Annotated in this window: 17 protein-coding genes; 10 read left to right on the plus strand and 7 right to left on the minus strand. The window is 43.7% G+C overall.

Annotated elements, in window-relative coordinates:
* Positions 1-169 precede the first annotated feature (169 nt).
* Both Q1A70_RS12295 and Q1A70_RS12300 read right to left on the minus strand, forming a co-directional pair.
* On the minus strand, positions 170-652 hold the full coding sequence (locus Q1A70_RS12295) for a YajQ family cyclic di-GMP-binding protein (RefSeq protein ID WP_017630035.1): 483 nt from the start codon (positions 650-652) through the stop codon (positions 170-172).
* A 12-nt stretch (positions 653-664) separates the two neighbouring features.
* Entirely contained in the window at positions 665-1,723 is a 1,059-nt protein-coding gene (locus Q1A70_RS12300) for a 3-deoxy-7-phosphoheptulonate synthase (protein ID WP_299691519.1), read from the minus strand.
* Between the two features lie 207 nt (positions 1,724-1,930).
* Here Q1A70_RS12300 and Q1A70_RS12305 point away from each other — a divergent pair, with 207 nt between their 5' ends.
* Positions 1,931-2,818 (plus strand): putative PEP-binding protein, encoded by an 888-nt coding sequence (locus Q1A70_RS12305; protein ID WP_299691523.1) that lies wholly within the window; start codon positions 1,931-1,933, stop codon positions 2,816-2,818.
* A 175-nt stretch (positions 2,819-2,993) separates the two neighbouring features.
* Positions 2,994-3,503 carry a DUF4442 domain-containing protein gene (locus Q1A70_RS12310; protein WP_299691525.1) on the plus strand — a complete coding sequence of 170 codons (510 nt, stop codon included), beginning with the start codon at positions 2,994-2,996 and terminating at the stop codon, positions 3,501-3,503.
* Between the two features lie 74 nt (positions 3,504-3,577).
* On the opposite strand, the gene Q1A70_RS12315 is transcribed toward Q1A70_RS12310, so the two are convergent.
* Complete coding sequence (locus tag Q1A70_RS12315) at positions 3,578-4,933, minus strand: hypothetical protein (protein ID WP_299691528.1); 1,356 nt, start codon at positions 4,931-4,933, stop codon at positions 3,578-3,580.
* A gap of 28 nt (positions 4,934-4,961) precedes the next feature.
* On the opposite strand from Q1A70_RS12315, the gene Q1A70_RS12320 reads away from it, so the two are divergent.
* Positions 4,962-5,870 (plus strand): S1-like domain-containing RNA-binding protein, encoded by a 909-nt coding sequence (locus tag Q1A70_RS12320; RefSeq protein ID WP_299691531.1) that lies wholly within the window; start codon positions 4,962-4,964, stop codon positions 5,868-5,870.
* 341 nt (positions 5,871-6,211) lie between these two features.
* On the opposite strand, the gene rsmF is transcribed toward Q1A70_RS12320, so the two are convergent.
* From rsmF to Q1A70_RS12340, 4 genes are all read right to left on the minus strand, one after another.
* Entirely contained in the window at positions 6,212-7,633 is a 1,422-nt protein-coding gene (gene rsmF, locus Q1A70_RS12325) for a 16S rRNA (cytosine(1407)-C(5))-methyltransferase RsmF (RefSeq protein WP_299691534.1), read from the minus strand.
* Between the two features lie 197 nt (positions 7,634-7,830).
* Positions 7,831-10,488: an MlaD family protein gene (locus tag Q1A70_RS12330; protein ID WP_299691537.1), complete on the minus strand. Its 2,658-nt coding sequence runs from the start codon at positions 10,486-10,488 to the stop codon at positions 7,831-7,833.
* The gene (locus tag Q1A70_RS12335; protein ID WP_299691540.1) at positions 10,475-11,758 is read right to left on the minus strand and encodes a paraquat-inducible protein A; all 1,284 of its coding nucleotides are present in this window, start codon (positions 11,756-11,758) and stop codon (positions 10,475-10,477) included. Before Q1A70_RS12335 ends, Q1A70_RS12330 begins: the two co-directional genes overlap by 14 nt.
* A 54-nt stretch (positions 11,759-11,812) precedes the next feature.
* Complete coding sequence (locus tag Q1A70_RS12340) at positions 11,813-13,609, minus strand: ABC transporter ATP-binding protein (RefSeq protein WP_299691542.1); 1,797 nt, start codon at positions 13,607-13,609, stop codon at positions 11,813-11,815.
* 90 nt (positions 13,610-13,699) lie between these two features.
* Between Q1A70_RS12340 and Q1A70_RS12345 the strand changes: the two genes are divergently transcribed.
* From Q1A70_RS12345 to Q1A70_RS12375, 7 genes are all read left to right on the plus strand, one after another.
* The gene (locus Q1A70_RS12345) at positions 13,700-14,191 is read left to right on the plus strand and encodes a GAF domain-containing protein (protein ID WP_299691545.1); all 492 of its coding nucleotides are present in this window, start codon (positions 13,700-13,702) and stop codon (positions 14,189-14,191) included.
* 97 nt (positions 14,192-14,288) lie between these two features.
* Positions 14,289-14,912 (plus strand): RNA chaperone ProQ, encoded by a 624-nt coding sequence (proQ, locus tag Q1A70_RS12350; RefSeq protein WP_299691548.1) that lies wholly within the window; start codon positions 14,289-14,291, stop codon positions 14,910-14,912.
* Positions 14,913-14,929: 17 nt separating this feature from the next.
* Entirely contained in the window at positions 14,930-16,924 is a 1,995-nt protein-coding gene (prc, locus tag Q1A70_RS12355; RefSeq protein WP_299691551.1) for a carboxy terminal-processing peptidase, read from the plus strand.
* 245 nt (positions 16,925-17,169) lie between these two features.
* Positions 17,170-17,853, plus strand: a complete 684-nt coding sequence (locus tag Q1A70_RS12360; protein WP_299691554.1) for a hypothetical protein — start codon at positions 17,170-17,172, stop codon at positions 17,851-17,853.
* A 230-nt stretch (positions 17,854-18,083) separates the two neighbouring features.
* Positions 18,084-20,690, plus strand: coding sequence for an aminopeptidase N (pepN, locus tag Q1A70_RS12365; RefSeq protein WP_299691557.1), 2,607 nt, complete (start codon positions 18,084-18,086; stop codon positions 20,688-20,690).
* 304 nt (positions 20,691-20,994) lie between these two features.
* Entirely contained in the window at positions 20,995-21,213 is a 219-nt protein-coding gene (locus tag Q1A70_RS12370) for a DUF2835 domain-containing protein (RefSeq protein WP_004733645.1), read from the plus strand.
* 226 nt (positions 21,214-21,439) lie between these two features.
* Entirely contained in the window at positions 21,440-26,281 is a 4,842-nt protein-coding gene (locus tag Q1A70_RS12375; protein WP_299691567.1) for an NAD-glutamate dehydrogenase, read from the plus strand.
* Positions 26,282-26,412: the final 131 nt, after the last annotated feature.

A 26,412-nucleotide genomic window follows, 5' to 3' on the forward strand; every position in this document is an offset into this window, starting at 1 on the left:
TACTTTTGGCGAAGCAAATTATAACTCTTTACCATGCTGTTTAAAAAATACTCACGAAAGATCAACACGCCTTAGTAAGAACTTTAAGGAAGTGGCTTTTGTTATTTGACGCGATGTTCTCTGATAAATGAACAGTGGCTAGAAGAGCCACTGAACTTATCTGGCGTGATCAGTCGCGGAAGTTATCAAACTGGAAAGGTTGACCAAGTTCACCGTTACGAACCAGTGCCATAACCGCTTGTAGGTCATCACGCTTCTTACCTGTAACACGAACTTTTTCGCCTTGGATAGCCGCTTGAACCTTAACTTTGTTGTCTTTGATTAGCTTAACGATTTTCTTAGCAACATCGGTTTCGATACCTTGCTTGAAGATAACCGTCTGATGCCAAGTGCGACCTGTTTGGTCTGCAGCCTTCGCTTCCATCGCGTTAGGATCAACATTACGCTTAGTTAGGTTGCTACGAAGGATATCGCGCATTTGTTTCAGTTGGAAATCGTCTTGAGCAGTCAGTTTTACCGACTCATCTTTGTAGTCGAAGCTTGCATCAACGCCGCGGAAATCGAAACGAGTCGATAGTTCACGGTTAGCATTGTCTACAGCGTTGCGTAGTTCTACTGATTCTACTTCAGAGATAATGTCAAATGATGGCATTGTGTTATGTCCTTAAGCTAAGTTTCTATCTTTAATTGCAGTTGCAAGCATGTCTAGCATAGTTGCAGTATCTTCCCAGCTTAGGCATGGGTCAGTAATAGACTTGCCGTATTCTAGGTTGTTGATGTCAGTCATTGGCTGGTTGCCTTCTTTAATGAAGCTTTCTGCCATGATGCCTGCAATTTGATTCTTGTTAGATTTGATCTGGTCACAAATGTCTTGTGCAACTTCTAACTGCTTACGGTGCTGTTTCTGACAGTTAGCGTGGCTAAAGTCTACAACCAAACGCTGAGGCAGGTCGAATTCAGCAAGTTGCTTACATGCGATATCTACCGATTCAGCGTCGAAGTTAGGACCCTTATCGCCACCACGTAGAATAACGTGACCGTATGGGTTACCAGAAGTACGGTAAACCGTCATGCGGCCGTTCTTGTCTGGAGAGTAGAAGTAGTGTGAAGCGTGCGCAGCACGAATAGCATCGATAGCGATCTTGATGTTGCCGTTAGTCGCGTTTTTGAAGCCAACTGGGCAAGAAAGAGCAGAAGCCATTTCACGGTGAATCTGAGATTCTGTTGTACGAGCGCCAATTGCGCCCCAAGTGATAAGGTCTGCAATGTACTGACCTGTGATCATATCGAGGAATTCAGTCGCTGTTGCTAGGCCAAGCTTATTGATGTCTAGCAGAAGCTTACGCGCTTTGTTCAAGCCCGTTTCAAGTGCGTATGAACCATCAAGGTTTGGATCGGTAATCAGACCTTTCCAACCTACAACCGTACGAGGCTTCTCGAAGTAGGTTCTCATCACAACGAACAATTCGTCTTTGTATTGGTCTTGAATCTGGCTTAAGCGCTCAGCGTAATCAAGTGCCGCTTCTGTGTCATGAACAGAACAAGGGCCAACGATAACTAATAGGCGATTATCACGACCAGTTAGGATATCTTCGATTTGGCGGCGAGAATTTGCAATACGCTCAGCAACGTCGCGTGTAATAGGATGTGCGTTGCCTAATTCGGCAGGAGTTGGCATAGGACCCAGAGCTTGGGTTCTCAACTCATCAGTTTTTAATGGCATGTGATGGCTTTTTAATTCTATTGCGAAGTGGTTAAGATAGCGGAATTGTACAGAGGAATAAACTCTCTTAAGACAAACTTATCTCAGTTATTGCTAATATTCTCATTTTTATCAACAGCCGTGCGTCAAATAAGGGATTTTCACTTGTATTAACAGGCAGCTATCGGTATTTTCGGTTCAACACAATATAAAAATGCTGGAGCAGCAATGACTCAAGAAAATCAAAGCACTATGCACCCAGAACTTGCATTAGGTGATGTGCTGCCTTCTTATAACGATAATAATAATGCCAACCACTTGTACGTTTCCCTATCTGAGTTGGTCATGGATCGTGTTTTCTACCATCCATGTATTGAAAACCACTTAGATTCACTCTCTGAGATTGAGAGAAGCTCTTTAGACGCAATTCTTGGTAACAAGAGCGTCGATGAACATTTCGTTTCAACCCTCGTTGGCGCTATTCAAGTGGCTGTGCAACCTAATCACACCTCGGTACGCATTGCTTTAAGCAGCGCAGACAGTTACGGTTTCCGCTCGCTGTTAGGTGGCCATTGTGAGGCTGAAGAAGTGAACCCTGCGCTTGGCGTTCGTGGCGTTGCTCGTTATGCGACCCAAGAGTACAGCAAGGCTTTTGCTCTAGAGTGTCAGGTGATTAAAACCTTACGAGAACAAGGCATCAATGTTGAAGTCGTTGTGCCTTACGTGCGTGCCCTAAGTGACGCCGCAAAGATCATCGATTTACTTGCAGAGCAAGGCTTACCGCGTGGTCTTAATGGCTTGAAAGTTCTGTTCTCGTGCGATGTTCCGTCAGCCGTGCTCCTGAGCGAGCGACTACTGCATTACTTTGATGGCGTTGTGGTCAACGTTGATAGCTTAGCCTCTTTCACATTGGGTGTAGATAAACACAATGAAGCTCAGCAATATGCCTTCGATCCACAAAATGAGGCGGTTATTACTTTGCTGGATATGATCGTGAAGGCGACTCAGAACGCGAAGAAGCCAGTTCTGCTTGTAACTCAAGGCTTGGTTGATTATCCGCGTCTACAAGGTTACATCGCTGATCTTGACGGTGTAGAAACGGTCGTGACCGCATAAATCGGTTTGTTGTCTAAGTAAATCGTTTTACAGTATTCGTTGATTTAACGTGCTAACGCTTTGGAATGAAAGAGATATCATTATGTGATGATATCTCTTTTTTGTAACATTTTTTTGACATTCTTAGTGCTGTTCGATTAACTGGTCAGATGACTTTTTTGACTGGGTAATTCGAATGTTGACTCCTCTACAAAAAGCAAACTTCTACTTGAGCATGTTTGGCCTGTTTAAGGTGCCTTTGATTTGGTTATGCAGACCTAAATTACTCGCGCTGGACAACCAACATGTTGAACTAAAAATTCCCCTAAAGAGACGAACCAAAAACCACCTCAATAGCATGTACTTTGGTGTGCTTGCTGTGGGGGCTGATGTGGCGGCTGATGTGGCGGCTGATGTGGCGGGTGGCTTTCTTGCGATGAGTAAATCCCAGCAACAAGGTGAAAAGATTTCGTTGGCATTTAAAGAGGTGACGGGCAATTTCATAAAGCGGCCCGAAGGCGATGTGCATTTTACTTGTCGAGATGGTGAGGTGATTGACACCATGCTCGCAGAAACGATGTCTACTGGGGAGCGCGTCAATCAACCTGTCACCATTATCGCCACTTGCCCATCTTTGCATGGTGATCAGCCAATGGCCGAGTTCACATTAACGCTTTCTATCAAGAAAGTCCCGTCTAAGAAATAGCTTGGGAGTAGGTGGGAGTGTTGAATAAGTGGAAGAGCGGTATGTGAATTGGATGTCCACACACCGTAACAAGATCAAGATTCTTGAGTGATTTGTTCGATGTCGACGATCTTTGAACGGTTCATCACGATTTTCCAACGGTAATAGATCGGCTCATTGTCATGGTTGTTTTCTTTTATGATCAAGTTGAGAAGATGACGTTTTTCTACGGATTCTCTGCTGACTTGCCCTTCATTCAAGCGATAGATCTTATTTGATCCTTTATCCATCAAGCGTGTCAGTGCTCTGAGGCTGATGGATAGCGTTTCACGCGTCTCTTCATAGCCGCTCATGAAGGTTGATGTCGACATCTCCGTATGGGAACGGTAGTGCAAGATCTGCTCTTCACGCTGTACAACGCGCTTTTTACGAATTAATTGGATTTTGTCAGCCAGTTTAGAAAAGCTTGCATAGTCTAGCCATTCAAGTTTGTGCCCGACAGATTTGTTGGTCGTTGGGTCAAAGTAGCGACGCTTCCATTTTGGCTTGCCTTTACGTAACCAGCGCCAAAGGATATCTCTTAAGTCGTCTTTAAATATCTCACGTAATGCGTAGATAAAGGACATCGCGACGATGAACGAAGCCGTGATTTCTCCGAGGAAGTCTCGAGCCAATATAACGGTTGTTGTCACCACGACCATGACTAAGCCTGTTGCTATCCCTTTAACGGCTCGCTTAACGTTTTTACCCATCGATGTGCTCTTCTCTTTGAGTACGATAGGGTGCTCAATCAAGCGGCGTAGCAATCGCATTTTGTTACTCAGACGAGTGACGTCTTCTCGAACTCTGGTTGAGTTATAGCGATTCAGTTTGCGGTGCGCGGTTTCTTTCTCGCACAGTGTTAAAAGTCGCTCTTTTATAGTGGAATATTCACTGCCACGAGGCATGTGTGAGACCAGCGATAAGAATTTTTGCTCCGTGTACCATGATAAATAGTTATCGATATTGGCATAGTAACGTTTGAGGTTCTCTTCGTAAGGAATGCTTCGACGAAGCTTTTTCAAGATATCTAAAGCCAGTTCGATGACCTCATCAACATCGTCAGCAGTGACGCTGTCACCATCTTTTTTATTGAGGCTGCTTACGGCCTTGTCTAACGCGATAACGTATTGATAGGCAAACAAACTCAGGCTGACACGGTATTGCGTTATGGAGAGGCGGCCACGTTTTGCTAATCGGCTGTGTACCAACGGGAGCAGTGTTTTATCACTGTAATAGGCTCGTTTTTGAGTGATTGAACTGTAGAAAAATGTGCTTTCAGAGAGGACTTCAGGAGTTAGCCCAAGCTCACCGGGAACGAATAGATAAACATCCATGTCGAGCATTTTTGTCTTTGCCATAGCATGGTTAATTTTGAGTGTTATCGCATCTTGTTTATCAACGGTGATCAACGATGGCTCCTAGAATGCAAAAATATTAATGAAACTAGCGAAAGCATATCAGAGATCACGTATAATCACCGCCAAATTTAAAGTAGAGACAATCTTGATGATTAATATTGGTCAAATAAACAGCTTAGAAGTAGTAAAACAAGCAGACTTCGGTGTATTCCTTGACGCGAGCGACTATGGAACCGTGTTGCTGCCAAAACGATTTACTCCTGAAGGTGTTGAAATTGGTCAAAAATTAGATGTTTTCCTATACATTGATTCTGACAACCAGATTGCTGCAACCACTGAAAAACCAATCGCTCAAGTTGGGCAATTTGGCTTGATGACGGTTGAAGGCGTAAACAGCACGGGTGCATTCATGAGCTGGGGCGTGAAAGGGAAAGACCTTCTGGTTCCTTTCAGTGAGCAGCGCGGCCGTTTAAACGAAGGCCAATCAATTTTAGTCTATGTATATATCGATAAAGCATCGAGCCGTATTGTTGGTACGACGAAGTTCAACAAATGGTTAGACAACACACCCGCTGAATACAAACGTAACGAGCAAGTGGATCTTATCATCGCTGAACGTAGCCAATTGGGTTACAAAGCAATCGTGAATGGCGAGCACTGGGGTATGATTTTCCCATCTGACATCATCGGTAAGCTGTTCATCGGTAAAACACTGAAAGGCTACATTAAAAATGTTCGTGAAGAAGACGGTAAGATTGACTTGTCTCTTCAGAAGATTGGTGTGGCTAAGATGGATGATCTAAGCACTAAGATTCTAGATTTGCTTGAAAAGAAAGGTGGCTTCTTGCCATTGAACGACAAGTCTTCACCGGATGCGATTTTCTCTGCATTCAGAACCAGTAAAGGTACGTTCAAAAAGACCATTGGTGGTTTGTACAAGTCTGGTAAAATCTCGATCGACAAAGAAGGCATTCGCTTAACTAAATAAGCGGGTCTGTCGGTTAAAAAGAAGCCCAAACCTTCCTGTTTGGGCTTAGGGGAAAGGGCTCTGAAGAGCCTACGCTAATCGTTGTAATTGTTTATCTAATAGACTGAAGTTTAGTTTAATTTTTCTGATATGCGATTTTTGATAACACAAATAGTGACTTGAATTAATATTTTTGTAATTAAGCGTTGATTCATCAACCTTTTTATTTGCGTTGACTGAGTTAGTTTCCCCAAAAAACAGATTGAATAGAAAAAGCCCAAACAACCTGCGTTGTTTGGGCTTTTTGTTTATTCGTCTGTATAGCTCTGTTTAGGGACTGAGCATGTGCTAAAAGCTAAAAGCTAGAATAGGTTCTTATCGCGCACTAGCTCACGTGGTAAACCGTTCTTAACTCGGTTGCCAACCCACTTACCAAGGCCAATGATCGCACCGTTGTATTTAACGAGTACTTCGCCTTTACCTGATAGACCTTCAGGGCGAACATCTCGTCCCATGAACCACTCGCGAGCATCTTCGATAGTCAGTTCAACAATGTTGGCTTCATTGCCTGTCGCGAGGGTCGTTGCTACTTGGTGCTGCCAGCGGTAGCCCTTTTTATGGGTTTCTGCGATCTTGATGCCCATGCGAGAGAAACGGAACTCACCAATCATCGGTTCTAACGCTTCAGGGAATAGCCATACGTCTTTGTCGCGTGTCCATACCTGAGTATCGCTTGGTAACTCAATATCTAACGAACTTGAAAGCTGTTCAGCCACTTCTTGTTGTGCTTTCTTTGAAGCTTTCTCGAATGGGAATTTACCTAAGCGCTTTTTCACTTCTGGCGGAGTAACCGATGCTAGCTTGCGAATACGTGCAACGAAGAAGCCTTCAGAGTCATAAACCTGAGGGAAGATGTGTAGAAAGCCTTCTTCTGTTGTGGTCGCTTTAGCATCTTCAAACAGTGATTCTAGAGATTCGAATTCAACCGCGTCACCAAAGGTGTCTTTTAAGTGATGGCACACTTGTTGGTTCTCTTCCGTGCTTAACGTACACGTTGAATAAACCAGAACACCATTAGGCTTAAGGGCGTGGAATGCACTCTCGATTAGATCTTTTTGGGTGTCTGCAATGTCGACTACAGATTGATAAGTCCAGTTCTTCATTGCGTCGGCATCTTTACGAATTGTGCCTTCGCCAGAGCAGGGTGCATCTAGCAACACAGCATCGAATTGTTCTGGTAACCATCCACCAAATACACGCCCGTCAAAGTTACTCAGTGCAGCATTACGCACACCACAACGTTCGATGTTGGCGTGAAGTACTTTTACTCGGCTCGCTGCGTATTCATTGGCAACCAGCACGCCACGGTTATTCATGAGTGCTGCAATCTGTGTGGTTTTAGAACCCGGAGCCGCAGCCGTATCTAGCACTGCTTGGTAGTTTTCTTCGCCTTGGAAGAGTGCAGAAGGTGGCATCATTGAACTGGCTTCTTGGATGTAGAATAGGCCAGACATGTGCTCTGCTGTGTTTCCTAGAGGCGCTTCACTTTCGTCCGCTGTAATCCAAAATCCTGTTCCACACCAAGGCACAGGCTCTAATTCCCAGCCTTTATCCTTTGCGCGCACGAGAAAGTCTTCAACACTGATCTTCAGTGTGTTTACTCGAATGCTTTTACGAAGTGGTTGTTGGCAAGAAGCAACAAAAGAAGCCATGTCTAGATGGCTTGGCATGATGCCTTCAATGTGAGTTAGGAATTCTTCTGGGATATATACGTTAGCGTGCAAAAGGGTATCTCGATTTATAGCATTAATGCGCGCAGTTTAAAGCAAAATGAGATTGTCCTAAACCATATTTGCTTGAAACAATAAAAATGCAGCCTTAATGGCTGCATTTTAGAAGTGAATTTTTGGTTATCTACTCAGAAAACAAAAGCCAATGGCTAGTTGCTTTAAGTGTCTAAGTATCTAAGTACTTAATTGCTCTAAGGGCGAGGGATTGCGGTTCTCCACGATTTCCACTCGTCTTCGGCTTTCGGATATAAGTAGAAAGACTGATCTTCTTCTGCCAACGGTTGTAATTCATCGGTTGGTGGTGTTGAGAAGGTGATGCCGCCTCGAATTAGGCTATCGACAGTACCTGTTTTAATGTTAGCGCCAGACAAGCCGATAGACACATCAACACCAGACACATTCCAGAACACGCTGTTTGAGCGAATCAGGTAAGCGAACTCTGGTTTTATCTGAATCGTAGAGATAATGCGGTCTGCGAACTCACCGAGCTGCACATCAAGCACGCTGCCGATTTCCAGATCACGGAACAGGATAGGTGTGCCAGCAGATACCGAGCCTCTTGTTTCGCTTTGTAGCTGAAATATCTTACCTTCCGGTTGAAACGGACCTTTGCTCAGTGTAAACGTTGTCTTGGTATCGCCTTTACCTGGATCGACGTTGATGTGCTTAGACAGTAATGCCGAAGCGTTTTTAATGCCGTTGAGGGTGATCTCCGGTTCTGCTAGCCAAAAATGACTGTTTTCAACTGCAATTTTATCCACGTACTCGGGCAAAATTCGAGCTGTTATTTCGACACCGTCTTTGTGGAAGTTAGGGGTAACCAAGGTCACTTCACCCACGGCGACGCCTTGAAATTTAATGGCCATGCCTTTGCTGATTTCTTGAGAGCCAGAAGAGGCAATAGTAATTGCTCGTCCAAATTTCCTAGCCGATTTTGAGTCTTTATAAAGCTTCCACGTTTCGCCTAGTTTGTTGTCGATTCCAGGCAGTGAGTCAAAGGCAATTCCGCCCTGTATAAGGGTTTTTACTGGGGCAGCTTTGATGCTGATACCTGATAAAGAAGCATCAACCTCAACGCCGGAACGGTTCCAGAAAACGGTGTGTTTATTCAGTAGATGCGTATAACGGTTTTCAATGGTGACCTGAATTCTTACACCGCCATCCGCAAGCTGAAAATCAGAAATGCTGCCAACGGGTAGATTGCGATAGAGTAGTGGGCTGCCTTTGGAAATAGAAGGTAGTTCACTAGCAAACAGTGTCAGAGTCTTTGACCCCGACTGATTGAACTTGGCAATTTCAGCTAATGATTCACTTTGGAAAAGCTGATAGTCAGTCTGAGCTTCTGGTTTACCTTCACTTACAAAACTAATCGACCCCGTAAGCAGTTGTTTGGCAGGTGGCACGGTAACGCTCAAGCCTGATTCGGTAAGCTCTGCGCTAGCACTGCCCGTCACAAAGAAACGGTTGTGGCTTTTAATAAGGTGCGCGTATTCATTATCGATAAGTGCATCCATGAATACTTCATGCTTGCCAGAGTTAGTACCAACATGATCGACTAAGCCGACTTGAATGATCGAGCCTACGGCAATGCCTTTGTAAAGTAGCTGTGTTCCTACCCCCAAGCCAAAGGAATTGTTCGATGTTAAGCGTATTGCAACGGACTGCTGCTGCTCTTGGCTAAATTCGTTCTTACGAATAGCGGTAAATCGACGCGCATTATCACCTTCGCCGGGCACCAATGTCAAAAAGTTGCCCGTGACTAAGTTAGCTATGTTCTTCATCCCCGAGAGTGATAATTCGGCTTCTTCTAAAACGAATTGACTTCCGCTATTCAAAAAATCACTGAATGCCGGCTGGATAGCGGCTGAAGCAATCACGTTTTTACGCCCTTCACTTAACGATAAATCCGTGATTTGGCCAATTTCTATGCCTCGATACATGATGGGAGCGCCAGTTGAGCTGATCTTATTATCATCTGGCACTGCAATTTTGATTGAGATACCACGCCCGGCGGTTTTTAGGTCTGGGTAGAGTTTGAATTTGCTATTCGTCTCTACGGGTTGCCCTTCTCCGGGAGAGTCGACGGCAATGGAACCACCAAGCAGGGCACTTAGGCTCTCTAAGCGGACATCAACGCCAGAGAAACCAATACTTGCTCCTATGCCACTTACGTTCCAAAATCGGCTTTGGTCGGTAATGATGTGGCTGTATTCATCTTTAATTGACGCTTGTATAGTGACGGACTTACCGTTTTCGTTTAGTTGGTAATTGTACACCTCACCGATAGGGATTTTACGGTACACAATCTGAGACCCCACAGAAACACCACCGAGGTCTTGTGTTGTTAACGAGATATTAAGTCCCTCAGAGACGAGTAAGTCAGAAGGTGATGACTCTAATGCATGAAAAACGGTTTCTGGCTCTTGTTTCGTTTCACTGGGGTGGATCGCGATATAGTTACCCGAAACAAGCGCGTCTAATCCAGAGATCCCAGACAAACTTGCCGTTGGTTTTACTAACCAGAAACGCGTACCTTTTGACAATAGCTTTTGCGCTTCAGGGTAAATGTCCGCATCCACATAGATATTCGATAAATCTTTAGATAAGGTGATGTCGCGTACCATACCGACCTCTAAACCTTGGTAACGAATCGTCGTTCTGCCTGCCACTAAACCAGCGGCATCTGAGAAGTATATTTGCACACGTTGCCCGGCATCATGTATTGATTTCATGACCAACCAACCCGCAAGAGCGACAGTTAGGATAGGCAGAATCCACAAAGGTGAGATACCTTTGTTCTTTCTCACTTCTGGTGAATATGACGTTTGTGATTGGTTATTGTTGTTCATTCACTGACTCATCTTTAGAGGTGTAGTTATCCCAAATTAGTCTGGGATCTAAGCTTTCTGCTGCCAGCATTGTAAGAACGACCACAGCGCCAAAGGCGACAGCACCATAACCTGGTGTAAAGTTTAAAATTTGTCCACGATCGACCAGTGTCATCATGATTGAAATAACAAACAGATCCATGACCGACCATTTCCCCACCCATTTCACGATGAAATAGATGGTCATACGTTGTCTATGGTAAACCGCACGTTTCATTTGAATACAAACCAATATGTAGACGAGCCCCAGTATTTTGGCGACCGGCACCACGATACTGGCAATAAATATGATCGCGGCTATTCCATACATATCGCTATTAATTAATGACGCGACTCCAGAAATGATGGTGTCTTCAAGTCGTTGACCATTGGTTATCAGTATTGATATCGGGATAACATTGGCGGGGATGATCGCGACGGAAGCGGCAAATAACAGTGACCACGTTTTTTTAATCGAGTGGGGCTTACGGTGGTATAAATCATGATGACAACGCACGCAGGCATGGCCTTCAGGTTGAGACAAGTGACAATTATGGCAGTGTACATTTTTACTTTTTGTGAACGAGTATTCGGACTCTTTGGCCCATGCATCCCAATAGCGCCTTACGCTGATTCGGCTTACAAGTAACACACTGAACAGTTGCAGTAAAACCAAGCCGACTAAGCCGGGGCCAACAAAGATGTCGGCATAGTCTTGTAACTTAAAGCAGGAGACGGCAACGCTGACTAAGAAAACATCTAACATCATCCAGTGCTTTAGGGTTTGGATGATTGCTAAAGAGTAGCTAAATGGCGTAAATAGCCTGTGGCGCAGGGATAAATGACTGATCAGCACAGAGCAGCAGACCAGTAACGGCGTAATCGAACTGCAGAATAAGATCAGCAAGCCTAGGAGTGGAAAGCCTTCACCCATTAAGGTAAAAACACCCGATGGAAGGGTGGCGGGGATCATTACCCCAATAAGACGGATGCTAATGAACTCAAAAAAGTGTGAGGGGATAAACAGCAATAAGCAGGTAATCGCGATGGCTAGATTGCCGGATAAGCTTGGGGTGCCGCCTCGGTAAAGTTGAGTTCCACACCGAGGGCAGTATGCTGATTTCCCTAAAGGAATGTCTATTCTATCGACCGGGAGCTCACAGCCCTGGCATAGCCGAACTGAGCTGCCTTCACATTGGTGTTTCGTTGATAAAAGGGTGGTTTCAGATGGAGAGGTCACACGACCTCCCAAATTGAAACGTAGGTCAAAACAATGTCTTGACCTGACGTTTTAGAACGACAAGCTTCAGGCGTGCGATTGCACACTGCCATAAAGGGTTTGATAAAGTCCTTGTTGTTCAACCAATTCACCATGTGTTCCTGTTTGTGTGACTTGCCCATCTTCTAAAACATAGATGAGGTCCGCTTGTTTTACCGCTGATAATCGATGTGCCACAATCAAAGTTGTGCGGTCTTTCAAAAACTCGCTCAGCGCTCTATGCAGTGCAGACTCTGTCGCGGTATCAAGTGCTGATGTTGCTTCATCAAGAATAACAAACTTAGGGTTACTCAGGACCATACGAGCGATAGCAAGACGTTGCCTTTGGCCTCCAGATAGCCGAACACCATTCCTACCAATTTGAGTATCTAAGCCATGGCTCAGCTGTTTGATCACATCTTGCATTTGAGAGACTTCAAGTGCACGCCATAGCGATATTTCATCGTATTCTTCGCCAAGCGTCAGATTATGCCTTAATGTATCATTAAAGAGTATAGGTTGCTGTAAAACAACGGCAATTTGGTTTCGTATCACATCAAAGCTAATGTCGTCAGTGGTTTCACCGTTGTAACGAATACATCCTGACTCAGCTTGGTAAACCCCAATGAGCAATTGGATTAACGTGGACTTACCACCACCACTGGCACCCACCAACGCGACTTTTTTACCCGCTGGAATTTGCAATGACAATCGATTTAAAACCGTGCTTTCTGATGTGTAAGAGAATGTAACATCATCGATGTCGACAGTAACTTCTTGATATTCAGTAAATGGGTTCACTTTACTGATAGGGCGCTTCTCTTCTTCTAGTTGTAACAGCTGATTGATCCGTTGCAACGCCGCTTTCGCGCTGTACCAAGAGAATTGAATCCCGAGCAACTCTTGAACTGGGCCTAGCATGAACCATAAATAGCCAAATACTGCAAAAATCTGACCAATAGTTAAATCGCTGAAGAGCACCATCAACATGGCGACTGCACGGAAAAGTTCAAAGCCCAATAAGAACAATAGAAAGGAAACGCGACCCGCAGCCTCAGACTGCCAAGCGTATTTATCCGCATCGATTCTTATTTGGTTTGCTTGGGCTTTGAGTTCGTCTAAGAATATACGCTCTTTATTTGCCGCGCGTAGTTGATAAATGCCATCTAAGGTTTCGACTAAACGGTTCTGAAAACGTTCAAACGATTGGTTCTCATACTTCTTAAGATGCTTGACCTTACTACCGAGTTTGCGCGAAAAATAGATCACAACTGGATTGACCAGTAGTATGAAGAGCCCTAAACGCCAGTCTAACCACAACAGTACGATAGCGGTGCCTAACACGGTTAAGAAGCTGATCAGAAACTTGGAGAGAGTCGAGCCAATGAACTTATCGATGGTTTCTATGTCTGTTACTAAGTGGGCATTAATACCGCCACTGCCTTTGATTTCATATTGTCGCATACTGATGCGGCCAAGCTTATCTATCATCTTACTGCGAATTTGATAGGTAATTGTTTTGGACACAAGTGTAAACTGACGCCCTTGCAGAATGTTCAATGCCTGACTTACAGTACGCATGATGATGACTAACAGTAACGTTAGCGCAATATAGCCAGTCGGGGTTTGTAAAGATGATGGAAGCAGGTGGTTCATCATATCTAAGCCTGAAGCGGGCTTATCAAGCAAGACTTCATCAACCATTAATGGCATAAGCAAGGGGATAGGAACACTAATTAGCGTTGCAAAAATAGCAATAACGTTAGCAAACAGTAATTTGGACTTGTGTTTTTTTACTTGAGTTATTAACCAAGAACGGCTAATAGTGTCTTCTGAATTGTTCATTATGATGAGAATAAGTCCTATTTAGTTTTAATGACTGCATTCTACTGCGTTCTTTTTATAATGGAAGTCTCAATTTATTTGGAAGTTAATATGAAAATAGAACATTACCACCGCTTAACCAAACAGGCCGTTGCATTAATTGAATCTGAAACCGATCTTACTGCTAATTTAGCGAATATCAGTTCATTATTATTCATGGAATTGGATGATCTCAATTGGGCGGGTTTCTATTTAATGAAACCAGATCTAACGCAGCAAAATGAGGAACTGGTACTGGGGCCATTTCAAGGTAAACCTGCTTGTGTTCGAATTCCGGTAGGGCGTGGTGTATGTGGAACAGCATTAGCGACCAATACTGTTCAGCGAATTTATGATGTTCATGAATTCGAAGGTCATATCGCTTGTGACGCTGCAAGTAACTCTGAAATCGTCATTCCGTTCTCGATTGGCGGAAAAGTGGCTGGCGTTCTTGATATCGATAGCCCAAATGTTGGTCGATTTTCTCAAATCGATGAGGACGGATTGGTATTTTTCATGGAAGAAGTGGAAAAGCTGCTTAATTCGCATGCGAACAAGGCATAATTTATTCTCTTAGTGTGGTTTTTCCCAAGCATCTCTCTATAATACGTAAAAATATTTTCTTAATGCTCGCGGAAAACCGCAAAAACCAGGAACCCACATGGAAAACACTGAAAAGTTAAAAAACAGCAAAGAAGTTATCGCATATATTGCTGAATGTTTCCCTAAATGCTTTACTCTAGAAGGTGAAGCAAAACCACTTAAAATTGGTATTTTTCAAGATCTTGCTGAACGTCTAAATGAAGACGAAAAAGTAAGTAAGACTCAGCTTCGTGCAGCGTTAAGACAATACACATCATCATGGCGTTACCTGCACGGCGTAAAAGCTGGCGCAGAGCGTGTTGACCTAGATGGCAACGCGTGTGGCACATTAGAAGAAGAGCACGTAGAGCACGCTAAAGCGACACTTGCAGAAAGCAAAGCTAAAGTTCAAGCTCGTCGTAAAGAGCAAGCACAAAAAGCTCGTGAAGAAGGTAAAGTAAAAGCTAAGGCGAAGAAAGCTCAACAGCCTCGTCGTCAAGCGCCTAAAGCACCAAAAGTAGACAAGCCTATTGAAACACGCGCTTTGAACGCTGATGAATTCATCGTTGGCAAAGAAGTAAATGTGAACATGGGTAAAGGAAACATGGCTGCGACCATTGTTGAAATCAGTAAGGAAGATGTGCGTGTTCAGTTAGCAAACGGCCTACAAATGGTTGTTAAAGCGGAGCACTTGCGCGCTTAAAGGAGATACTCCTACGCATGAAATGCCGTTCAAAATTGACACTGATTGCTGCTAGCTTTTGGCTAGCAGCTTCAGCTCAGGCTCTTGAAGCCAAATTAGATCAGGACGATTTACCTCTACTCGCTCCTGAAGTCCAACACGAAACTGCGAGTAAACGTGTTACTTCTCGATTTACTCGCTCTCACTATAAACACTTCAATCTTAACGATGAGTTTTCTCAAGCTATCTTTAATCGATATTTGGAGATGCTCGATTACAATCGTAATATCTTTACTCAAGCGGATATTGACTCTTTCTCATCGGCATCGACGCAAATTGATGACCAGCTGAAAGAAGGCAATAACCAAATCGCTTTTGATGTTTATAACTTCTCGATGCAGAAGCGTTTCGAACGTTTTCAATATGCATTGTCTTTGTTAGATACCGAGATTAAGTTTGATACAGATGAAAGCATAGAGCTGAATCGTAGTGAAGCTGAGTGGCCAAAAGATATCGCAGAAGTGAATGAGCTTTGGAGAAAGCGCGTTAAATACGATGCATTGAACCTAAAACTCACCGGCAAAGAGTGGCCAGAGATTCAAGAAATTTTGGAAAAGCGCTATAACAATGCGATGAAGCGTATTACGCAATCGCATAACGAAGATGCTTTCCAGATCTACATGAACGCTTTTTCGCGAGAAATTGATCCTCATACCAGTTACCTTTCTCCAAGAAATGCAGAGCAATTCCAGTCAGAGATGAACCTATCTCTTGAAGGCATTGGTGCTGTACTCCAGATGACAGACGACTACACCGTTATTCGATCATTAGTGGCTGGTGGACCCGCGTCCAATAGCAAACAATTGAACGATGGCGACCGTATCGTCGGTGTCGGTCAGGATGGTGAAGAGATTGTGGATGTTATCGGCTGGCGTTTAGACGATGTAGTGCAATTGATTAAGGGGCCGAAAGGCACCAAAGTTAAGCTGCAGATCTTACCTGATGGTAAAGATGCAAAAAGTAACGTTGTCACAATTGTCCGAGATAAAATTCGTTTAGAAGATCGCGCCGTTAAATCTGAAGTGATAGAGAAAGATGGCAAGAAGATTGGTGTACTCGAAGTACCAAGCTTTTATGTCGGTTTATCGAAAGACACCGACAAGCTAATCACTGAGCTTAAGCAGCAAGATGTTGATGGTATTATCGTTGATTTGCGAAATAATGGCGGTGGTGCTTTAACAGAAGCAACGGAACTTTCTGGCCTATTCATTAAAGAGGGGCCGGTGGTTCAGGTTCGTGATAGTTATGGTCGAGTTAAGGTAAACAGTGATACTGATGGTAAAATCAGTTATCAAGGTCCATTAACCGTACTGATCAACCGTTACAGTGCTTCAGCCTCCGAGATTTTTGCAGCAGCAATGCAAGATTACGGTCGTGCAATTATTCTCGGTGAAAACTCTTTTGGTAAAGGGACAGTGCAACAACACCGTTCTTTGAATCATATCTATGATTTGTTCGATAAAGAATTAGGCTACGTTCAATACACAATCCAAAAATTCTATCGGATCAATGGCGGAAGCACACAGAATAAAGGGGTAGTACCTGATATTGCTTATCCAACACCGGTTGATCCAGCGGATACTGGGGAAAGTGTAGAAGATAATGCCTTACCTTGGGATAGCATAGACCAAGCAAATTACACTGTGTTACAGCGTAACGAAAAGCAAATTGCTGCATTAACGGCTCAACATCAAGCTCGTATTGCTAGCGATATGGAGTTTGGTTTTATCGCGCAAGATATTGAAAAATATAATGCAGATAAAGATGATAATGATCTTTCGCTTAATGAAAAGGTACGTCAACAAGAGAGTGACGATGCAGAAGCACTTCGCTTAGATCGAATTAATCAACGTCAAAAAGTGGCTAAATTGGAGACCTTTAAGTCGTTGGATGATGTCCCTAAAGACTACGAAGCACCAGACGCTTATCTCGATGAGTCTGTTTCTATCATGCTTGATATGATTAAGAAGTAGAACATAAAGCGATTACTTGAAAAGCGAGCTTTGGCTCGCTTTTTTCGTCTACATGTTGACAAAAACCATTCATTTTATCCAAATTTCACTTTTGCACTCCCTCATGCATCGTCCTAATTAAAGTTATTTTTGTGACGAATGATGCCATATAAGTTACTTTGTATGTAAAATTTAGTGACTTAGGTCAAATTTTTTCGCTTTATAATCATTACGTGCCTAAGCTTAAAGAAAACGAGGGTACGCTTATGAAATCGATACTAATAATTTTATCTTGTTTAAGTTTTGTTGCTTTTGGGAGCGAGGTTGCTCAGAGCAGTCAACAGTCAAAAAGTGATAGTAATCTGTCCCATTTTGATCTGCCTTTATTGCTTGGTGACTGGTATTTGATGAATCCAGAGCCTGAGCAAGATACTGAAAATTTTAGAGCAATAAAGCTGACTCTTGACTCAAATTATTCATTCAGCATCGATATCCAAAAGAAAGACTACAGTGTCGATCACTGGGAAGGTTCGTACAACGCGAATGAAGATACCATTATCTTGGGTTTGAATACTTCGGAACCTCAGGTTTACGCGTACAGCAGTAATCACAATATGCTGAACCTTAATGGCGTTATGTTCACCAAAGCCTTACCGAATGAACTCGCGGGCATTTGGTCAAGTGCTGAACTGTCTGGTAGCGATTTAACCGCAAGTAATATTCAAAAGATGGATTTAGTTCTTCAACCTGACTTCGTGTTTATGTTCCGAGTTTCTGATGAAGTGGGTGGTGAAGTCGTTCGTCGTGGTGTGTATTACACGGAAGGCGATCAACTCGTGCTATTGTATGAAAATGGTGAGCATGGAAGTCGTTATACGTTGAACAGCGATGTGTTAACTCTGAAAGGTGAAGAGGGAGACATGTTTGCTGTACTCAATCGGATTCGGTAACGATAAGATCGACGATGATGTTTAGCAAACTTGATAATTTTGCAAAAATAAATATTAAGGTACACAGTTCGTTTTCTAGGCGTTAATTTTTGATTTGATTGATAAAGTAGCAAAATAATGAGGCATTATTACTATAATGCCTCTTTTTTTTATCTTCCCCTTGTGTTCTTGTCGCTCAACCCTTAGATATATAAATTATAATTACAAATAACGATCACAAGGAACCCGTCATGGCACATACCCCTCAAGCCAAGTATCGTAAAGATTATCAATCACCTTCTCATACTATTTCTGAAATCGACTTAACTTTCGATTTGTATGACTCTGCATCTATCGTTACAGCGGTATCTAGCGTTAAACAAGAGAAAGAAAGTGCGACATTAACACTGGATGGTGAAGGCTTGAAGCTGGTCTCGGTTTTGGTAGAAGGCAAAGAGTGGACGCAGTATGAGCAGTCTGCAACGCAACTAATACTGAATGATTTACCGAAAGATTTCACACTAACGATCGTGACTGAAGTCAACCCTGAAGGGAATAGTGCTCTAGAAGGTTTATACAAATCGGGTGGTGCTTTCTGTACTCAATGTGAAGCGGAAGGTTTCCGTCGTATCACTTACTACATGGATCGCCCAGACGTATTGGCGAAGTTCACAACAACGGTTATCGCTGACAAAGCAGAAAACCCTTTCTTGCTCAGTAATGGTAACCGCGTTGCTCAAGGTGAAGCTGAAAATGGTCGCCACTGGGTAAAGTGGCAGGATCCACATCCAAAACCTGCTTATTTATTTGCACTTGTTGCTGGTGACTTTGATGTACTGCGCGACGCGTACACCACACAATCAGGTCGTAAAGTCGACTTAGAAATCTTTGTTGATAAGGGCAACCTAGACAGAGCAAACCACGCGATGGTTTCTTTGATTAACTCAATGAAATGGGACGAACAACGTTTCAACCTTGAGTATGACTTAGACATCTACATGATCGTAGCCGTTGATTTCTTCAACATGGGTGCGATGGAAAACAAAGGCCTCAACGTCTTTAACTCTAAGTTTGTTCTAGCAAACGACCAAACAGCAACTGATGCCGATTACTTAGGTATTGAAGCGGTGATCGGCCACGAATATTTCCATAACTGGACCGGTAACCGAGTCACTTGTCGTGATTGGTTCCAACTAAGTTTAAAAGAAGGTTTAACCGTATTCCGCGACCAAGAATTTTCCTCGGATCTAGGCTCTCGCGCAGTAAACCGAATCAATAATGTTCGTATCATCCGCGGGCCACAATTCGCTGAAGACGCCAGCCCAATGTCTCACCCAATTCGCCCTGAAAAAGTGATAGAAATGAATAATTTCTATACATTGACCGTGTATGAAAAGGGCAGTGAAGTGATTCGAATGATCCACACATTGTTGGGTGAAGACGGTTTCCAAAAAGGCATGAAGCTGTATTTTGAACGTCACGATGGTACGGCTGCAACTTGTGAAGATTTCGTCGCGGCAATGGAAGATGCATCAGGCGTTGATTTGTCTCAGTTCCGCTTATGGTACAGCCAATCTGGTACGCCGACGCTGTCCGTTGAAAGTTACTACGACGCAGAAAAGAAACAGTACACGCTTAAAACTCGCCAACTGACAGCGCCAACTCATGAGCAAACGGAAAAACAGGCTTTACATATTCCGCTTGATATCGAATTATACACGGCTTCAGGTGAAGTTGTTGAGTTACAATGTAACGGCAAGCCAGTTCACAACATATTGGATGTGAAAGAAGCAGAGCAAACGTTCGTGTTTGAAAACGTTTGCGAACAACCGATCCCATCACTACTTCGAGAGTTTTCCGCGCCAGTAAAACTGGAGTACGACTACTCAGATCAAGAGCTGATCTTCTTGATGGTGAATGCGCGTAATGAGTTCTCTCGTTGGGATGCAGGACAAATGCTATTGGCGAAGTATATCCGCAGCAATGTTGATAAGGTTCAACAGGGTCAAACGTTTGAGCTTGCTGCTTCTGTTGTTGATGCATTCCGTGGTGTGCTGCTTAGTGATTCACTTGAACCTGCGTTTATTGCAGAAATGCTTTCTCTACCAAGCCACAATGAAGTGTCGGGTTGGTATGAACGTGTCGATATCGATGCTGTAGCGTTTGTTCTTAATGCGATGAGAGTGACGTTAGCGAAAGAGCTTGAAGACGAGTTGTCAGCGGTTTATCACAGTCATGCACTAACAGAATACACGATCGATCACGATTCGATTGGTAAGCGTACTCTGCGTAAAGTTTGTCTAAGTTACTTAGCTCATACTGAGCAGGGCAATGACTTGGTTGTTGAGATGTACCAGCAAGCGAATAACATGACAGACACCATGGCAGCAATGGGCGCAGCAAATAGTGCACAACTCGCATGTCGTGAAACCTTGATGGCAGATTACAGTGACAAGTGGAAACATGATGGTCTTGTCATGGACAAGTGGTTTGCATTGCAGGGGACAAACCCAAGTTCAAATGCACTTGAAGTGATCAAAACATCGATGTCGCACCAAGCGTTCAGTTTGAAGAACCCGAACCGTACTCGTAACCTGGTCGGTTCATTCCTAAACATGAACCCGGTTCAATTCCACGACAAGTCTGGTCAGGGCTATGCTTTTGCTGGCGAGATCTTACGTGAGCTGAACAGCAGCAACCCGCAAGTGGCTTCTCGTTTGATTGACCCGTTACTAAAGTTTCGTAAGTACGATGATGCACGCCAAGCGCTGATCAAAAAAGAACTGGAGACGTTAAAGGGGATGGATAACCTTGCGAAAGATTTGTTTGAGAAATTGACGAAAGCGCTAGAGGCTTAAGTCAAGCGTTCTCAAGGTTAACGGTTTACTTATTAAGAAAAGTCATCAGTGGTAGAGAATATCTACCACTGATTTTTGTTTATGGGTACTTGAGTGCTCGATTTTAAGCAGTACATTTTTCAAGTAACATTCGTTGTTTAAGCAAATGGACGTTTAGGTAAACCTGTACTAAGCCGTTGTTTAAAAATAATGAGGGCCCAAGTAAGATTAGCCTTTAAGACAAGCTTTCAATTTTGACATCTTTCACCTTTCCACATTGTTTGTGCCAAAAAATACCGGCACTGTATGTTTGTACAGGTATCGTATGAATCGCTATATTTTCCAACTTAACATTTCATATCAGCAGTTTTTAGCTAGCTATTCTGGTGCAGCAAGCAAAGTTCAAGTGATAACAACAACTGGATTACGCTTGCAGTTACCCGCAACCCGTTTCAGACCATTTCTTACACAAATAGGGGTTAGAGGCCAGTTTAGGCTGACAACTGACCAAAAAAATAAGTTTATTAAGTTAGAAGCTCTGTAAATTCTAGCCAGACTAGTGAGTTAAAAGGAATCTCAATCACAGAATTAAACATTTCACTGCGCACTACATCCAAAACAATTAACGATTTATCAATAATGCTCTTACAATAAATAAACGCATTACCTTTGCTTAACGAGTGAGTAGGAAAGAGCTTAAGGCTAGGTTCAAACACTCGGTTAAGTGAGCCCCTAATAATAAAAGATAATTCTAATTGTGGAGTGTGACTATGACCGCACGTGAAACTGTGGTTCCGGTTTTGCTTGAAAAAGTTTACCAACTGATTCAAGACAAACTTGACCTTGCTCATCGACCTCTCGTAACTCAACTTGCTCAACACTTGTTTAGTAATGTTTCTCAAGACGATCTCACTCAGAGAAACGAGTCCGATTTATATGGTGCTGTTGTTAGCTTATGGCATCATATCAATGAAAAAAAAGCCGACGATATCTCGGTACGCGTTTTCAACCCGACCGTCAGTCGTCAAGGTTGGCAGTCTACTCACACTATCGTTGAGATAGTGGTACCTGATAGCCCGTTCCTTGTTGATTCAATAAAAATGGCGTTCTCTCGCCTCGACCTTTCTTCACACCTTATGCTTCATAATCCAACCCAAATTTCTCGTTCTGATTCAGGATGCGTGGTCGGTGTGAGTAATGAGCAAGGCGCTTTTCAATCGCTTTTCCATATTGAGGTTGACCGCCTTAGCAGCAAAGCGGAAATGGCCGCGTTGAAATCAGAACTGCTGGATATATTTACTGATACGCGACTCGTGGTCAACGATTGGCTAAAAATGGTCGAAAGGCTTGAACAAGTCACTAATCAAGTTGAACAGCAGAAAAACAACATTCCGGTCGATGGACAACGTTTTGATGAGACAATGGCGTTCCTTCGTTGGCTAGGCGAGCATAATTTTACGTTTATGGGCTACAAGGAGTACGACCTTGTTTCGGTAAACGGTGACACTGAGCTGCAACCGACTAAGGAGCAAGGCCTTGGTTTGTTTGCCAATTCAGAGCGGGTGCGCAGAGTTAAACTGTCTGAGTTTTCTGATTCGGCGCGTCTGGAAGCGAAAAAACCATATGTTCTTATCGTAACGAAAGGCAACACGGCTTCACGCATTCACCGCCCAGCTTACAACGACTACATCGGTATTAAGAAATTCGATAAGAACGGCAAGGTAATTGGTGAGCACCGCTTCACTGGTCTTTACACGTCTGCCGTTTATAACCAAACCGTCGAAACGATTCCTCTAGTTCGCGAGAAAGTAGAGCGTATTTTAGACGCGAGTGGTTACCGTGAGGGTTCATATTCTTACAAAGCACTGCACAATATTCTTGAAAACTATCCACGTGATGAACTGCTTCAAGCTCGAGAAGAAGAGTTACTTGAAGTGGGTACAGGCGTAGTTCAAATGCAAGATCGTGATCTCCTGCGTTTGTTCGTTCGCAAAGACCCGTTTGGCCGTTTCTTCAGCTGTATGGTTTACGTAACAAAAGATCGTTACAACACTGAACTTCGCCGTCAAACACAACGCATCTTGAAGCAGTACTTTGGTTGTGAAGAAGAGGTTGAATTTACAACGTACTTCTCTGAAAGCCCACTGGCAAGAACGCACTATATTGTTCGTGTTGATAACAACAACATGGATGTGGACGTGAAAACAATTGAGCAAAATTTAATGGAAGTATCGTCTACTTGGGATGACCGCTTGTCTGAATCAATCATTGCAAACTTCGGTGAAAGTAAAGGGCTTCCATTGTCGAAAGAGTACATGCGTGCATTCCCACGTTCGTACAAAGAAGACATGATGCCAGGTTCTGCAGTAGCGGACATTGAGCGTTTAGAAGCACTAAGCGAAGACAACAAATTGGGTATGCTGTTCTACCGTCCTCAAGAAGAAGCGGCAGATTCTAAAGCAGTTCGTTTGAAGTTGTTCTACCACAGTGAAGAGCCAATTCACCTTTCTGATGTGATGCCAATGCTTGAAAACTTTGGTCTGCGCGTTATCGGTGAGTCTCCGTATGAAGTGCGTAAAACCAATGGGGTGACATATTGGATCCTAGATTTCTCTATGCTGCACAAGAGCGATAAGACCATTGATCTTCGTGAAGCTCGCGATCTTTTCCAACAAGCCTTCGCGGCAATTTGGGCGGGTGAGTTAGACAGCGATGGTTTTAACCGCTTGGTACTTGGTGCTGGTCTTTCTGGCCGTGAAATCTCAATCTTACGTGCTTATGCTCGTTACATGCGTCAAGTAGGTTTCCCATTCAGCCAACAATACATTGAAGACACATTGTCTCATTACCCAGATTTAGCAAAAGGGTTAGTGAGCTTATTCGGCAAGCGTTTTGACCCGAAACTGAAGGGGAGCGTGAAAGGTCAGCAGGATTTGATCAAGAAGATCACCGAGCAGTTAGATCACGTGGAAAGCCTGGATGATGATCGTATTATTCGTCGCTATATGGAGATGATCACAGCAACGCTGCGGACTAACTACTACCAAGTGGGTGGCAATAAGCAGCCTAAACCTTGGTTGGCTTTGAAAATGAGGCCAAGCGAGATTCCTGATATTCCTGCACCGGTTCCAGCGTTTGAGATCTTCGTTTATGCGCCAGACATTGAAGGTGTCCATCTGCGTGGCGGTAAAGTGGCCCGTGGTGGACTGCGTTGGTCAGACCGTCAAGAGGACTTTCGTACTGAGATTTTAGGCCTGGTAAAAGCACAGCAAGTTAAGAACACAGTTATTGTTCCGGTTGGAGCAAAAGGTGGTTTCGTTTGTAAGCGTCAACATACTTTGTCTGGCCGTGATGAAATTTTTGCTGAAGGTCAACGTTGTTATAAGCGCTTCATTCGTGCATTACTCGACGTATCAGACAACATCATTGAAGGTGATGTGATTCCACCGAAGAGTGTTGTTCGTCACGATGAAGATGATCCGTACTTGGTTGTTGCTGCCGATAAAGGGACCGCGACATTCTCGGATCTCGCGAACTCGGTATCTGAAGAGTACAACTTCTGGCTCGGTGATGCGTTTGCATCGGGAGGATCTAATGGTTACGACCACAAAGCGATGGGAATTACAGCGAAAGGTGGCTGGGAGTCGGTGAAACGTCATTTCCGCGAAATGGGCATCAACTGTCAAACAACAGACTTCACAGCAATTGGTGTCGGTGATATGGCGGGCGACGTTTTTGGTAACGGTATGCTGCTTTCTAAGCACATTCGTATGCAAGCAGCGTTTAACCACATGCATATTTTTATCGATCCGAATCCAGACTCAGCATCGAGCTGGGTAGAGCGTGAGCGCTTATTCAATCTGCCGCGTTCAAGTTGGGAAGACTACAACAAAGAGTTGATTTCTCAAGGTGGTGGCATCTTTTCTCGTCGAGCTAAGTCTATCTCACTGACACCTGAAATTCAGAAAATGTTGGGTACAAAGAAAGCCTCAATGGCCCCCAATGATTTGATCAAAGCGATCTTGTCTATGCAGGTAGATCTTCTTTGGAATGGTGGTATCGGTACTTACGTTAAGTCTTCAAGTGAAACTCATACCGATGTCGGTGACCGTGCGAATGACGTATTACGTATTGACGGCCGTGACCTAAAAGCCAAGGTGGTTGGTGAAGGCGGTAACTTGGGCATGACTCAATTGGGCCGTATTGAGTATGCGCTAACGGGTGGCCGAGTTAATACAGACTTTGTCGATAACGTTGGTGGCGTCGATTGCTCAGATAACGAAGTGAATATTAAGATTTTTTTGAACGGCTTAGTGTCGAACGGTGATTTAACCGTGAAGCAACGAAATCAAGTTCTTGAGTCGATGGAAGATGAAGTCGGTGAGATCGTATTAGATGATGCGTACTGCCAAGCGGAGTCAATCTCGGTGACTGAGTACCAAGGAGTTAGCTTAGTAAAAGAGCAAATCCGTTTCATCCACACAATGGAGAAAGCAGGGTACTTAGACCGAAGTTTAGAATACATCCCTGATGATGAAACGTTGCTAGAGCGTGAAAAGCAAGGCCAAGCACTTACCAGACCTGAGCTATCGGTATTGATCGCTTACGGAAAAATGGTGTTGAAGGAGGATCTTGTGAGCGATGATATTGCTAATGATGAGTTTCATGCTCAGCAATTGATGCAATATTTCCCTACCGAGTTACGCCGTAACCACTTTCAACATATGGACAACCACCCGCTACGTGCTGAGATTATTGCAACGGCTTTGGCTAACCAAATGGTTAACGAGATGGGATGTAACTTCATCACTCGTTTGCAAGAAGAGACAGGCGCAAACATTGTTGATATTGCAAATGCTTATGCGGCATCACGAGAAATCTACGGTTTAGCTAAGGTGCTTAAGAGCATTCGTGAACTTGATAATATCGCAAGCTCTGAGGCTCAATACGAATTGTTTTTCCATGTACGTCGTACGCTTCGTCGTCTTTCTCGCTGGCTACTGAGAAACCGTACTGGTAAACAATCAGTGAATGCATTGATTGAGTTGTACCAAGGTGACGTGGTTGCTATTACTGAGAAACTGGATGAAAACCTAGTGGCTTCAGAAGTAGAAGAGCATCAAGCCATGGCTCAAGTATGGATTGAGCAGGGCGTAACGGCAGAGTTGGCTAATTCCGTCGCTCGTTTGTCTAGTTTGTACTCAGCACTGGATATATCCACAGTGGCTCGTGAAACAGGTAAAACAGTACAACAAGCGTCTAAGCTTTACTTTAATCTTGGCGATCGTTTGTCTTTGCACTGGTTCTTGAAGCAAATCAATGGTCAAGCGGTAGATAATAACTGGCAGGCCCTCGCTCGTGCAGCATTCAGAGAAGATCTGGATTGGCAACAACGCCAGCTAACGGGGCAAGTCCTCAATTGTGGGTGTGCAGCCGATATGGATGTCCTTAAAGCGCTCGATGATTGGATGGAAAGTAATTCTGTTTCATTGCATCGTTGGGAAAGCATTCTGAATGAATTCAAAGTCGGATCGGTTCATGAGTTCGCCAAGTTCTCAGTAGCGTTACGTGAATTGATGCTATTGAATCTCAACTGCATGTCTAAAGATTAATGATGATTCTCTCCACTAAACCAACATAAAGAAAAACAAAGGCAGACCATAAGGTCTAATGCCGATCAGTTAAGACAATAATCGGCAGATCAGTTGAATGATCCTACCAACATGTAAAAATCCGATAGACC

Origin of the sequence: uncultured Vibrio sp. (assembly GCF_947488985.1) — a bacterium.
Lineage (GTDB): Bacteria > Pseudomonadota > Gammaproteobacteria > Enterobacterales > Vibrionaceae > Vibrio.

Bases quoted from the DNA above. Each gene is read 5' to 3' on its own strand.
- Q1A70_RS12295 (WP_017630035.1), bottom strand. From the start codon at position 652: ATGCCATCATTTGACATTATCTCTGAAGTAGAATCAGTAGAACTACGC.
- Q1A70_RS12300 (WP_299691519.1), bottom strand. From the start codon at position 1,723: ATGCCATTAAAAACTGATGAGTTGAGAACCCAAGCTCTGGGTCCTATG.
- Q1A70_RS12305 (WP_299691523.1), top strand. From the start codon at position 1,931: ATGACTCAAGAAAATCAAAGCACTATGCACCCAGAACTTGCATTAGGT.
- Q1A70_RS12310 (WP_299691525.1), top strand. From the start codon at position 2,994: ATGTTGACTCCTCTACAAAAAGCAAACTTCTACTTGAGCATGTTTGGC.
- Q1A70_RS12320 (WP_299691531.1), top strand. From the start codon at position 4,962: ATGAAACTAGCGAAAGCATATCAGAGATCACGTATAATCACCGCCAAA.
- Q1A70_RS12330 (WP_299691537.1), bottom strand. From the start codon at position 10,488: ATGAACAACAATAACCAATCACAAACGTCATATTCACCAGAAGTGAGA.
- Q1A70_RS12340 (WP_299691542.1), bottom strand. From the start codon at position 13,609: ATGAACAATTCAGAAGACACTATTAGCCGTTCTTGGTTAATAACTCAA.
- Q1A70_RS12345 (WP_299691545.1), top strand. From the start codon at position 13,700: ATGAAAATAGAACATTACCACCGCTTAACCAAACAGGCCGTTGCATTA.
- proQ (WP_299691548.1), top strand. From the start codon at position 14,289: ATGGAAAACACTGAAAAGTTAAAAAACAGCAAAGAAGTTATCGCATAT.
- prc (WP_299691551.1), top strand. From the start codon at position 14,930: ATGAAATGCCGTTCAAAATTGACACTGATTGCTGCTAGCTTTTGGCTA.
- Q1A70_RS12360 (WP_299691554.1), top strand. From the start codon at position 17,170: ATGAAATCGATACTAATAATTTTATCTTGTTTAAGTTTTGTTGCTTTT.
- pepN (WP_299691557.1), top strand. From the start codon at position 18,084: ATGGCACATACCCCTCAAGCCAAGTATCGTAAAGATTATCAATCACCT.
- Q1A70_RS12370 (WP_004733645.1), top strand. From the start codon at position 20,995: ATGAATCGCTATATTTTCCAACTTAACATTTCATATCAGCAGTTTTTA.
- Q1A70_RS12375 (WP_299691567.1), top strand. From the start codon at position 21,440: ATGACCGCACGTGAAACTGTGGTTCCGGTTTTGCTTGAAAAAGTTTAC.